Genomic DNA, 12,032 nt, shown 5'->3' with positions numbered 1-12,032 from the left:
ACAGGTTCATGTGAATTCACGCGAAGGCGCGGGCATGCGTCTCGCATGAAGCGCGTTTAGGAGCAATGGATGGCCACCAAGGCAAAGACGCTGCAGGCGAAGGACAAGGAAAAAGACGACAAGGCAGCGGATGCGCCGGAGAAGGATTCCCAGGACGCGCCCTCGCCCTTGCTCGACCTGTCCGACGCGGCCGTGAAGAAGATGATCAAGCAGGCCAAGAAGCGCGGCTTCGTGACCTTCGATCAGCTCAACGAAGTCTTGCCGTCCGACCAGACCTCGCCCGAACAGATCGAGGACATCATGTCGATGCTCTCGGACATGGGCATCAACGTCACCGAAGCCGACGACTCTGAAGGCGAGGAGGAGAAGGACGAGGGCGAGGACGAGACCGACAACGAGCTCGTCGAGGTCACCCAAAAGGCCGTCACCGAGGTCAAGAAGAGCGAGCCGGGCGAGCGCACCGACGATCCCGTGCGCATGTATCTGCGCGAGATGGGCACGGTCGAGCTGCTCTCCCGCGAGGGCGAAATCGCCATCGCCAAGCGCATCGAGGCCGGCCGCGAGGCGATGATCGCAGGGCTCTGCGAAAGCCCGCTGACCTTCCAGGCCATCATCATCTGGCGCGACGAGCTCAACGAAGGCAAGATCTTCCTCCGCGACATCATCGATCTCGAAGCCACCTATGCCGGCCCGGATGCCAAGGCCGGCATGAACAATGCGATGATCGCAGGTCCCAATGGCGAGGGCGGCGGAGCCTCTGCCGAGGGTGGCGAGGCCACCGCCTCTGGCGCCGCGCCCGCCCATGTCGCGCCGCCCGCAGCGCCGCCGTCGCCGACGCCGTTCCGCGCCGCGCCTGCCGGCGGTGGTACCGATGCCGGCGAGGAGAAGGATCCCGGCGAGGCCGCGGCCGAAGCCGACATGGATGACGACGAGTTCGAGAACCAGATGTCGCTCGCGGCGATCGAGGCCGAGCTCAAGCCGAAGGTGGTCGAGATCTTCGACAAGATCGCCGAGAGCTACAAGAAGCTGCGCAAGCTGCAGGAGCAGGACATCCAGAACCAGCTCGACAGCAGCACGCACGGGCCCTCGCTGTCGCCGCCGCAGGAGCGCAAGTACCGCAAGCTGAAGGACGAGATCATCGTCGAGGTGAAGTCGCTGCGCCTCAACCAGGCCCGCATCGACAGTCTCGTCGAGCAGCTCTACGACATCAACAAGCGCCTCGTCTCGCATGAGGGCCGCCTGATGCGCCTTGCCGACAGCCACGGCGTCGCGCGCGAGGACTTCCTGCGCAACTACACCGGCTCGGAGCTCGATCCGCGCTGGCTCAACCGCGTCTCGAAGCTCTCGGCCAAGGGCTGGAAGAACTTCGTCCACCACGAGAAGGACCGCATCAAGGACCTCCGCCACGAGGTGCATCAGCTCGCCGCGCTGACCGGCCTCGAGATCGTCGAGTTCCGCAAGATCGTGCACTCCGTGCAGAAGGGCGAGCGCGAGGCCCGCCAGGCCAAGAAGGAGATGGTGGAAGCCAACCTCCGCCTCGTGATCTCGATCGCGAAAAAGTACACCAACCGCGGCCTGCAGTTCCTCGACCTGATCCAGGAAGGCAACATCGGCCTGATGAAGGCGGTCGACAAGTTCGAGTATCGCCGCGGCTACAAGTTCTCGACCTACGCGACGTGGTGGATCCGGCAGGCGATCACCCGCTCGATCGCCGACCAGGCCCGCACCATCCGCATCCCTGTGCACATGATCGAGACGATCAACAAGATCGTGCGCACGTCCCGCCAGATGCTCAACGAGATCGGCCGCGAGCCGACCCCGGAAGAGCTCGCCGAAAAGCTCGGCATGCCCTTGGAGAAGGTCCGCAAGGTCCTCAAGATCGCCAAGGAGCCGCTGTCGCTGGAGACGCCGGTCGGTGACGAGGAGGATTCGCATCTCGGCGATTTCATCGAGGACAAGAACGCGATCCTGCCGATCGACGCGGCGATCCAGTCCAACCTCCGCGAGACCACGACGCGCGTTTTGGCCTCGCTCACCCCGCGCGAAGAGCGCGTGCTCCGCATGCGCTTCGGCATCGGCATGAACACGGATCACACGCTGGAAGAAGTGGGACAGCAGTTCTCGGTGACGAGAGAGCGCATCAGGCAGATCGAAGCGAAGGCGCTGCGGAAGCTGAAGCATCCGTCGAGGTCGCGGAAGCTGCGGAGCTTCTTGGATAATTGATCCGAAGGCCGTTATTGGCATCCAGAACGGCGGGCGTGAGCCCGCCGTTTCTTGTTTAGATCATGGTTGCAGGCGTAGCCGGATAACGTCTTCTTCGCGCGGCTTTCGATTGCCGCCACCCCATACGTTTTCGATCTGGCCCGCTTTGGCAAGGTCGACACAAATGTCTTTCACGTTTGTTTCCCGCAACATGAATGGTTGCAGTAGAGCGGGAACGACTTTCGAAAACCTAAGCGCCCCATGTTGACTCAATAACTCCAACATGTAACCCGCTGCTAATCGTTTTTGTTCGCCAACGATTTCCTCGACGGTTGCCTCGCTTAGTTCGGCGCGCTGACTTGCAAACAGGTCGGCAACGTTTGATCGCTCCTCTCTTCTTGCTTCTATTGCGTTCGCCCTACTTGCCGCATGCCTTCGCAGTGCGTCGTATTCAATATCACGGAATGTCTTCAATCCTTTTGCGCTCTTGGTGCCGTATGCAATGAAGAAATGGGGGCGCTCGACTGTTGCTTTGTCGATCTTCGTGGATATTACGAATTCGAAGTTTCCCGCCTTTTGTAGTGTATCGCGGAAGAGCTTCTCAACGGCGAGACCGCGCGAGATCTCTCGATCGAGACGATTGGGCCAATCGGCTCCGCCCAGAATGGGAGCCAGCGAGTCTATGATTTCTTGGTCTGCGCTATATGAAAATCGATTGATAAAGTCGTACATGAAGTTGATCAGCACTTCGCATTTGGCTCGGGCAAATAAGGGCCTGATCTTATCGAATGGGTAACCAGTCCACCCGGTGGGGTCGATAAATATTAGAGGGAAGGATGTGCCAACGAAAGATCGAATTATGTCGACCGCGTCCTCGAAGTTTCCTTCGTAAGTTTTTATTTCGAAGCCGTCCTCAGGTTTATGGAATTCGGCAACTGCACTCGCTAGTAGGGAATACGCCTTTGCGTTCTTCTCGGAAAAGAAACATTTGATACGTCGTCTTTTTCCGGTTCGCGTTAGCACTTGGCTTTGAGCGTCCTTTAAGACGTGGATTGCGATCATGAAGGATGAGTCGCTAAAGTCGGTCGTCTTGGATTCCCAAGGACCTGAAAATCCGTCGACATACGCCACGTCAGAAAAGTTCAATACCTTAAACGCGAGCGCCTGAAGGTAACTTTTCAAGATGAAATGCTTGGCCTTCGTCTGCTCGCGACCGAAGTAAGGGTCGGTCACAACTAGCCTCTCTATTCGGCTGCCTCTAGTAATCTGGTTCGGGAAATTCGGGGGTATTGATTCCATTCACGGCCGCGCAGGAGCCGCCCGCCCGACTTCGGTCGGGTGCCGCCCCATTGCTTGAAGAAAAAAGCAACCTTCGCTGTTCGACATTGATCGCGAATTTCAATTGCCCACTCCTCCGCCATTGGCCGGGCGCGTGGGCCGCTTTCACCTCCCACAATCGCCCAATCGATCCCTTTGAGGTCAAGCTTGCCGACAGGACCAAGCAGAGGCTCGAACGAAACGAACTTCGTCGCCGCGCGCGCGGCGTGGAGATGCTTTAGTCGAACAGCGTTTTGTGCGTCCTCGATAGATACGCCCAGCCAAATGTGAGGAGGAGCCTTTTCCGTTCGATATCGACTCTGGAGATATCGTGTCATGAGCGAACTGCGTTTCGTCAGTACCTGAAATGTATGCCAATTCGCGGTCTCCATCGTCTTGAAGATGGAGTCGATGAATGACTTAGGGATCTCTTTGTGAAAGAGGTCGCTCATGGAGTTGACGAAGATGCGCCGCGGCTGGCGCCAAGTGAGCGGTTGCTCGAGCCGTTCCGGACGCAGTTTTAGATCAAAGCCGGATTCGAATGGATGACCATGCACGCCTCTAAATCGCTCCGAAAAGCGCTCCGCGTAGCAGAGGTCGCAGCCACGTGTAATCTTTGTGCATCCGGTGACCGGATTCCACGTGGCATCAGTCCACTCAATCTGGGTCGAGAAAGCCATATCACATCCTAGAACAAAAAGAGAACGCAGTCAAACCTATAAAGACGTACCAAAGACCAGCACTACCTTTAGTTAAAGTAGCCTCCGCGCAACGCGAGTTCGCTCGGTCCAGATTCCAGAGTTTTGTTTCGCAATACCCAGTCACAGTCGAGTCGTTGCCTCACCGTCTACTACAACACCCGCTGCCCCGTTTGCGAGGCATCGACTGGCAGCGCAACAAGCTGCTGGCGCTGGTGCGTGGGGCGCGGTCGAGTTCAGGGACATCAACGAGCAGCGCGATGCACTGGCGCAGTTTGGCGCTTCGCTCGACGACATCAGGCGACGCCTGCATGCAACCGATGAGGCCGACCGGCTCATCGGTCGGCGCGGATGTCGCGATTGCGCTCTGGCGGCTGACGCAGGGGGAGGGGTGGCTTGCGGCGCCATCAGGCAATCGCGTGGCGCTGCCGGTCACGCGGTTTGTCTACGACCGGTTTGCCGATCTGCTGTTTGCCTGGAATAGATGGAGCGGGCGCTGGTCAGCGCACCTCGGCCCGCCTACTTCTTCTTCGCCCCCACCCGCTCGATCCGCTTGATCTCCAGCGCCGGCTTGCCGCTCTTCTCCGCGATCTCGCGGTCCTGCTCCATGATGAAGCCGCGGGCGGGTTCGTCGCCGTCGAGGCCGCCGAGGAGTTCGGCTGGCACGCGGCGGTTGGAGCGTTGGGAATCGTCTTCGTAGACGACGTTGAAGAAGGCGAATTCGCCTTTGGGGTTGGTTCCGGGTTTCTTGGCCATGGCGGCTTGTCGTCGATAGCCGCGCCGCAGTCAAATGACTTCGGCAATTGTCGACATCCGCGTTGTGCCGGAGCGGTGGATTGACGAACAGTGCGGCTGCTGTGGTTGATCGCGGAAGCGGGTGGGGCGCCTGCTGCAGGGTCTTCGATGCGGCCCTTGCCTCGATAAACGGCGGGCGGCGAAGCCCGCCGTTTATCTTGGTCTTCAGCGTCGCCCGGGGCTGGCGGGGCGACAACCTAGAATAGAAGGCTATCGGCTGCGCGCTGCGATGGCAAGGCAAATCGTGGCGGCGTCGATGTCGCACCGCGCGCGGCAGATATGCAACTGGTCGCGATATCAGGAAACAATGAGTCTCGGAACGATCTGTTTCAAGCCGCAAATCATTCCGTTCATGTTGATGGCTTTCGCAACGCAGCGTGCGCGTGCGCTTGCGTTCGCCTGCACGTGTTACCTCCGCGGGACAACGCCGCACGATTAACATATGTTAACGGGCGCGTATGCCACCGGCTCTCGCATCACTTGGTCCGCACGCGCGCGGGCTGCTCCTGCAACGACGGCCGCGATCCATGTCCGCCGCCTTTGTCGCTGCGCTCTTTCCGTCCCTGCGCCATGATCGCGCTGCCCATCGCGGCCGAGCCGAAGGTGATGAGGAAGGCGGCGAGCAGCAGCACGAGCGCAATGCCGGGTGCGCGGTCGGCGAAGATCAGCTCGCGCAGATGCCCGGGGTTGAGCCAGAGCAGGCCGCCGACCAGGAGCATTGCGGCGCAGGCGCCGATCGCGAGGTTGATGGCGAGCAGGCGAAACAGCGGGATGCGCAGGAGCGAGCGGGGTGATTGCGGCTGCCGGCGGTCGGGCATGGCGATGCCGCCTCCCTCACGCCGCCGGCGCGGCGCGCGCGGCCTGCTGCCGCTCCACCATGGTCTGCCACAACGTCGCGATGCTCGCTTGCGTCTGCGGCGCGATCAGGCAGTGGCCCTCATTGTCGAAGCCGCAGAACCGCACGGAAGCGTCCTTCTTCACCTCGGTCAGCGCCTGGTTGATCATCTCGAGGCACGTCATGACCTCGCCGACCTCCGAGAGGCGGGTGTGATGCAGGATGTCCATCAGGCGGAACGTCATCACCGCGGGACGGCCGAAGCTGATGCCGGGACGGCCGAGCTCGAACAGCACGTTCACGGCAGGAAGCACGCCGCGGATGTGCTCGAGCACGCCGGCCATGTCTTCCACGCTGCAGGCGAGGAGATGGGGGACTTGCGGCGGCGCGGCCGCCGGCATCCGCGGCGCAAGGCCGAGCGCGGCGATCACCTCCTGCTCGATCCATTGCCGCACCGGGGCGGGCGCATTGCGAATCTGCTCGGCCGTCAGGGTAATTCCGGTCATGTGCGGTTCTCCTGCTCGGCTCAGTCTAGAGAGCACGGCGTGAGACGTTTTGATGCGGATCAAGCGTCGCGCTTTGACGCTCGCGGCGTTCCCGGGCATGATCCGTGAGCTGCTTCGCGCAAGGATTTTTTTGGGGATTGCTCCACATGTCGAGACTGCTTCTGGCCGCCGCCTTCGTGCTTTCTCTGGCCGGCGGGTCGGCGCAGGCCGCGCGCTGCGGCGGCGACTTCAATGCGTTCGTCGCCACCATGGCGCAGGAAGCGCAGGCCGCCGGCGTCTCGGCGAGCGTGACCCAAGCGGCGCTCAGCGGCGTGACGCCCGACCCTGCGGTGCTCGCCTTCGACCGGCGCCAGCGTTACACCTTCAACAAGACCTTCGAGCAGTACGTCTCGACCCGCGTCGGCCCCGGCCGCATCAATGGCGGGCGCGCGCTGCTGCAGCGCCATGCCGCGCTGCTGTCGCGGATCGAGCAGAAGTTCGGCGTGCCGCGCACTATCCTGGTCGCGATCTGGGGGCTGGAGAGCGATTTCGGCAAGGGCGACATCGGCAAAATGCCGGTGGTCCGCACGCTGGCGACGCTCGCGCATGATTGCCGCCGCACCGACCTGTTCCAGGGCGAGCTGCTCGCTGCGCTGAAGATCGTGCAGCGCGGCGACCTGCCGCTGCGCGACCTGATCGGCGCCTTTGCCGGCGAGATCGGCCAGACCCAGTTCCTGCCGTCGTCCTACATCAAGTACGGCGTCGATTTCGACGGCGACGGCCATGTCGATCTCCGCCACAGCATCCCCGACGTGCTCGCCTCGACCGCCAACCTCCTGCACACCAGCGGCTTCAAGATGGGCCAGCCCTATGGCGAGGGCACGCCGAACTTCGAGGCGATGCGCGAGTGGAACCGGGCGGTGGTCTATCGCAAGACGATCGGCTATTTCGCGGACCGGCTAATGGGGCAGTAGCCACATACGCGGTCTCGTAGGGTGGGCAAAGGCGCCCTCGCGCCGTGCCCACGCGATTATGTCGTCGCACGAGATCGTGGGCACGCTCCGCTTTGCCCACCCTACGACAGCGGCGTGTGTGGCAACGCCATCGCGTCACATCACGTCCCCTTCGCCATCTTCTCCAGCTTCCGCTGCAGCGGCGCCCAATAGGTTCCCGGGCGGATGCGCTGCAGCAGGTCCATGAAGCGGGCGTCGTTGCCGATCAGGATGCGCGGCTCGTTGCGCTCGATGCCCCTGATGATGCGCAGTGCGGCGTCCTTCGGCGAGGTCTTCGCCGCGTTCTCGAACCGCTCGATCGCTTGCGCGCGCCGGGCATTGTCGGTGACGCCGGCGCCGGTGCGGGCGTTGCGCGCGATCGCGGTGGCGACGCCGCCGGGATGCACCACCGACAGCTTCACCGGGCTGCCCGCGACGCTGAGCTCGTGCCGCACGCTCTCCGAGAAGCCGCGCACCGCGAACTTCGCCGCGGCATAGGCCGATTGGCCCGGCGGGGCGATGATGCCGAAGATCGAGGAGAGGTTGACGATGTGCGCCTCGCCCATCGTCTTCAGATGCGGCAGGAAGGCGCGCGTGCCGTGCACCACGCCCCAGAAATTGATGTCGAACAACCAGTCCATCTGCGCCTGGTCGATCTCCTCGAACGTGCCCATCAGCGCAACGCCCGCATTGTTGACGACGATGCCGAGGGCGGGATGCGCGGCGATGGCCTCGCTTGCGAATTGCGCGATGTCGTCGGGCTCACCGACGTCGACGCGATGCAGGCTGACCTTGCGCGTTGTTCCAATCTCTGCTCCGACCGCCTTCAATCCGCCCTCGTCGCGATCGGCCAGCGCGAGGTCGCAGCCGCGCTGCGCGAGCTCGATCGCCAGCGCCCGGCCGATGCCGCTGGCGGCTCCCGTGATGGCGGCGGCGCCCCGAATCGTCGTCATGAATTCCCCCGTCAAGTCCCCGATCGTGGAACTATGAATTACTTTTTTTTGAAATGAAACCGAACCCTGGCCCGCCCCGGTTTTTAACATGCGTTATGGAGGCAAGCATTGGGAGCCGCCGATGGGACAAGCAAAGCCATTACGCGCGACAGCGCTGATCGTTGAAGACGACGCCATGCAGCGGGAGATGCTTTGCGTCCTCCTTGAGGAGAGCGGCTACCAGGTCATCCAGTGCGAAAGCGCCGAGGCCGCCGAGCGCGTGCTCGACAAGAATGCCGGCGCGCTCTGCCTGATGCTGACCGACGTTCAGCTGGCCGGCCGCATGGACGGCGTCGAGCTCGCCCATGTCGCCAAGCACCGCAATCCCAAGCTCGACGTCGTCGTCACCTCAGGCCGCCCGTTGAAGCAAGCCTTGCCCGACGGCGCCAAGTTCTGGGCCAAGCCCTGGGCGCCGCTCGACGTGCTGCGGGAGGCCGAGATCGCTCAGCTGTCCTGACGCGCCCGCTTTCTTGCCGCGCGAGGCGGTGATAGCGTCGGTCCATGACCTGGTCCTTCCTGCTCACCTCGCTCATCGTCGTCGCTTCGCCCGGTACCGGCGTGCTCTACACGCTGGCGGCGGCGCTGACCCGCGGCTCGCGCGCCAGCGTGGCGGCCGCCTTCGGCTGCACGCTCGGCATCGTGCCGCACATGGCGGCGGCCATGCTCGGCCTTGCCGCCGTGCTCCACACCAGCGCGCTCGCCTTCGCCGCGCTGAAATGGTGCGGCGTCGCCTATCTGCTCTACATGTCCTGGCAGGCGCTGCGCGAGACCGGGGCGCTGGCGGTCGGCGGCGAGATCAGGGAAAGATCGAGCAGTCGCGTCATCGTCACCGGCTTCCTGATCAACATCCTCAATCCGAAGCTGTCGATCTTCTTCCTCGCCTTCCTGCCGCAGTTCATCGCGGCCGACGAGGCCCATGTGCTGGCGCGCATGCTGGAATTGAGCGGGGCCTTCATGGCGATGACCTTCGCGGTGTTCGTGCTCTACGGCTTCTGTGCCGCCGCGGTGCGCGAGCGCGTCATCTCCCGCCCGGCCGTCATGGCCTGGCTGCGCCGCAGCTTTGCCGCCGGCTTCGCCGCACTCGGCGCCAAGCTGGCATTGTCGGAGCGGTAGGTGTCTCGTCACCTCTCCCCGCAAGGGCGGGGCGAGGAGCGAATTCTCGCGCAATAAAAAAGCGGGCCTTGCGCCCGCCATCTTCCATCGACCTGATGCCCGGGCGGAGCTGAGTCCACCCGGGCAAAGAAACAGAAGCCTCGTTACTTCTTCTTCGCCTTCTTGGCCTTTTTCGCCTTCTTCTTCGCCGCCTTCTTCGCTTTCTTAGCCATAGTATCCTCTCAAGGGTTAATGGTGGAACGCGACACGAGGGATGCTCGGCGGAGGGCCAGCCTCGCAACATCCTCGACGACAAACTCAGCAGATTCGGAGCCGGCTGCCCCGCGTCGTCACATCCATGTCATCCTGTTATCCACAGCTCAGATGCATTTTCGGGTGATTTTTGGTCGCGAATCCGCCTCGCGCGTCAGCACGGCCATCCGCGGCGACAGGCTTAACGATCCGACAACAGCCGCGTGCCGTTCATGAATCCAAAACCAAGGGCGCGTTTTCGCAAGCCGCAGTGAGACTCCATTAAGCGCAACGGCCGCATTGTCCTCCGCAAGAAAACGGGGATGGGTCATGGACGAACGGCTGCCAGGGACGGGGGGCGGGACGCTGCGCGCGCTGCACGCGCCATGCTGAACGTACCGACATTGTGGACGGTCTTCGTCGTCAACTTCCTGGCGCTCGGGGTGATCTGGGCCTACGTGACGCGCTCCTATCCGAATTTCGCGGCTGCGCGGTTCTGGATGGCATCAGCCTTCGTCGGTGCGGCCGGCGCGATGGTCGCCCTGATTGGCCTCTCGGCCCTGTCTCCTCTCCCGCTTCTGATCGCGGGCGCCGGCATTATCGCGTCGAGCTGCTTCGCCGCAATGGGCATCCAACGCTTCTATGATCGGCCGGTCTCCTGGCGGTTCATGGTCGCGACCGGGGCCTTGAGCCTCGGCACCGTCGCCTTCTTCAAGTTCGGCTTCGATCACATGCCGCTGCGGATGTTCTGCTACACGCTCGGGCAGTCCTTGCCGCTGTTGCGCGCGCTGCCTCTGTTGCTGTCTCCGCCGGAAGGGCGGGTTAGTCCGGGAGCCCGGCTGTCCGGCATCGTCATCATCGCCATGGTCGCGACGTTCAGCACGCGCATCGTCGGCAACCTGCTCGACTATGATTTCTCGGCCGTGGCCGGCGGTCAGAACCATGCCATCATGGTGCTGGGGTTGCTGTTCCTGTCCATGACGCTCAATTTCGGCTTCCTGCTGATGGCAATAGACCGGCTGCGGGGGGAGGTCGCCGACCTTGCGCTGCTCGACGATCTCACCGGCGTCGCCAACCGGCGGCATCTGTTGCAGCGGCTGTCCGAGGAATGCGCACGTTCCCAGCGTAGTGGTGAGCCGTTCTCGCTGCTGGTGATCGATCTCGACGGCTTCAAGACCATCAACGACACCCATGGCCATGCTGCCGGCGATGCCTGCCTGAAGCATTTCACCTTGATGGCGCAGACGCGTCTGCGGCCCGGCGACATGCTCGCCCGCACCGGCGGCGACGAGTTCTGCATCGTGCTGCCGTCCTCGTCCCTGCGCGAGGCCGCCGCGATCGCCCGCCGCGTGCTCGAGGTCTGCCGCCAGGATGCCGCCAGCTGCAGCGACCGCGACATTCCGATCGCGATCTCGATCGGCGTCGCGGAGTGGGATCGCGGCATCGGCGAATTCCCGGACCGCCTCATGGCCAATGCCGACCACGCGCTCTATGCCGCCAAGAAGAACGGCAAGAACGACTTTGCGGTCTATGACACCGCTCCGCCGCTGTCGCCCGATTCTGTCGAGACGGTGAGGACTTTCGCGTAAAGCCTGTTAGGCTCGGGTCGTTATTGGACCCTGCATGATGCTGTTTCGCCTGCTCGCGGCCGTCCTGGCCGCTCTCCTTCCGGTCGTCTCCGCCGCTGCTGCGGATGCCGAGCTCGCCACGCTCGCGCGCGCCTCCGGCACGCCCGACATCCCCGGCCTGAAGATCGTCTGGCTGGCGCCGTGGGGTGATGTCGCCAGCGCAAGACCCTGGCGCAACATCATCGTGCACCAGACCGAGGGGCCGGCCGGCTCGGCGCGCGGCGGCGCGCAGGCCCAGGCGAAGAACCCGACGCGGCGCGGCGTCACGGTCTGGGTCGAGACCGACGGCACGGTCTATTGGGCGGTCGCCGAGACCCTCGTGCCGACCCACGGCGACGGCGCCAACCGCAACGACAACAAATACATCGACAACCGGCCGACCTACCGTCAGGTGGTGCGCGACAATTCGATCGGCGTCGAGTTCGCCGGCAATTATCCCGACGTGACGACGGGACCGACGGCCGCGCAGGTCGCGGCGTGGAAGATCCTCGTGAAGGTGCTGCGCGCGCGCTACGACATCCCGCTCGACCGCGTCTACGCGCACAACTGGATCGACTACAAGGACGCCCGCTATTGCGAAGGCTGCGCGCTCGCGACGATGGCAAGGCAATGGGGGGAGTAGGCGGTGTGCCCGCACGCACCGCTATCGGGTGCAGCGCGCATCACGCCAAACAAGAAAGCCGGCGTTGCCGCCGGCTTTCTGTCTCTTTCGATCCGCCAATTTCTGGCGCTGAACCGCCGAGC

General features: G+C 63.2%; 12 protein-coding genes and 1 pseudogene. 7 read left to right on the top strand and 6 right to left on the bottom strand.

Annotated elements, in window-relative coordinates:
• Positions 1 to 69 precede the first annotated feature (69 nt).
• Entirely contained in the window at positions 70 to 2,223 is a 2,154-nt protein-coding gene (gene rpoD / locus BDOA9_RS01360) for an RNA polymerase sigma factor RpoD (RefSeq protein WP_025032153.1), read from the top strand.
• Positions 2,224 to 2,283: 60 nt separating this feature from the next.
• Here rpoD and tcmP read toward each other — a convergent pair whose 3' ends face one another.
• Together tcmP and BDOA9_RS01350 are read right to left on the bottom strand one after the other, a co-directional pair.
• A complete protein-coding gene (gene tcmP, locus BDOA9_RS01355) occupies positions 2,284 to 3,435 on the bottom strand; it encodes a three-Cys-motif partner protein TcmP (RefSeq protein ID WP_025032152.1) in 1,152 nt (383 codons plus the stop codon).
• Positions 3,436 to 3,446: 11 nt separating this feature from the next.
• Positions 3,447 to 4,199 (bottom strand): DUF5131 family protein, encoded by a 753-nt coding sequence (locus tag BDOA9_RS01350; protein ID WP_025032151.1) that lies wholly within the window; start codon positions 4,197 to 4,199, stop codon positions 3,447 to 3,449.
• A gap of 123 nt (positions 4,200 to 4,322) precedes the next feature.
• Between BDOA9_RS01350 and BDOA9_RS39355 the strand changes: the two are divergent.
• A pseudogene (locus BDOA9_RS39355) lies at positions 4,323 to 4,774 on the top strand (thiol-disulfide oxidoreductase DCC family protein).
• Here the strand turns inward: BDOA9_RS39355 and BDOA9_RS01345 are convergent.
• From BDOA9_RS01345 to BDOA9_RS01335, 3 genes are all read right to left on the bottom strand, one after another.
• Entirely contained in the window at positions 4,737 to 4,973 is a 237-nt protein-coding gene (locus BDOA9_RS01345) for a hypothetical protein (RefSeq protein WP_025032150.1), read from the bottom strand. The pseudogene BDOA9_RS39355 and the gene BDOA9_RS01345 sit on opposite strands and share 38 nt — an antisense overlap.
• 515 nt (positions 4,974 to 5,488) lie before the next feature.
• Complete coding sequence (locus BDOA9_RS38690; protein WP_025032149.1) at positions 5,489 to 5,830, bottom strand: hypothetical protein; 342 nt, start codon at positions 5,828 to 5,830, stop codon at positions 5,489 to 5,491.
• Positions 5,831 to 5,846: 16 nt separating this feature from the next.
• Entirely contained in the window at positions 5,847 to 6,353 is a 507-nt protein-coding gene (locus BDOA9_RS01335) for a hypothetical protein (protein ID WP_025032148.1), read from the bottom strand.
• A 146-nt stretch (positions 6,354 to 6,499) separates the two neighbouring features.
• On the opposite strand from BDOA9_RS01335, the gene BDOA9_RS01330 reads away from it, so the two are divergent.
• On the top strand, positions 6,500 to 7,306 hold the full coding sequence (locus tag BDOA9_RS01330; RefSeq protein WP_025032147.1) for a lytic murein transglycosylase: 807 nt from the start codon (positions 6,500 to 6,502) through the stop codon (positions 7,304 to 7,306).
• A gap of 140 nt (positions 7,307 to 7,446) precedes the next feature.
• Here BDOA9_RS01330 and BDOA9_RS01325 read toward each other — a convergent pair whose 3' ends face one another.
• Positions 7,447 to 8,277, bottom strand: a complete 831-nt coding sequence (locus BDOA9_RS01325) for an SDR family NAD(P)-dependent oxidoreductase (protein ID WP_025032146.1) — start codon at positions 8,275 to 8,277, stop codon at positions 7,447 to 7,449.
• Between the two features lie 121 nt (positions 8,278 to 8,398).
• Here BDOA9_RS01325 and BDOA9_RS01320 point away from each other — a divergent pair, with 121 nt between their 5' ends.
• From BDOA9_RS01320 to BDOA9_RS01305, 4 genes are all read left to right on the top strand, one after another.
• Complete coding sequence (locus BDOA9_RS01320; RefSeq protein ID WP_025032145.1) at positions 8,399 to 8,773, top strand: response regulator; 375 nt, start codon at positions 8,399 to 8,401, stop codon at positions 8,771 to 8,773.
• A 44-nt stretch (positions 8,774 to 8,817) separates the two neighbouring features.
• The gene (locus BDOA9_RS01315) at positions 8,818 to 9,429 is read left to right on the top strand and encodes a LysE family translocator (RefSeq protein ID WP_025032144.1); all 612 of its coding nucleotides are present in this window, start codon (positions 8,818 to 8,820) and stop codon (positions 9,427 to 9,429) included.
• A gap of 617 nt (positions 9,430 to 10,046) precedes the next feature.
• Positions 10,047 to 11,249 (top strand): GGDEF domain-containing protein, encoded by a 1,203-nt coding sequence (locus BDOA9_RS01310; RefSeq protein ID WP_025032143.1) that lies wholly within the window; start codon positions 10,047 to 10,049, stop codon positions 11,247 to 11,249.
• 34 nt (positions 11,250 to 11,283) lie between these two features.
• Entirely contained in the window at positions 11,284 to 11,910 is a 627-nt protein-coding gene (locus tag BDOA9_RS01305) for a peptidoglycan recognition protein family protein (RefSeq protein ID WP_025032142.1), read from the top strand.
• Positions 11,911 to 12,032: the final 122 nt, after the last annotated feature.

Source organism: Bradyrhizobium sp. DOA9, from assembly GCF_000617845.2.
Classification (GTDB): domain Bacteria; phylum Pseudomonadota; class Alphaproteobacteria; order Rhizobiales; family Xanthobacteraceae; genus Bradyrhizobium.
This window is presented reverse-complemented; position numbering and strand designations above follow the sequence as displayed.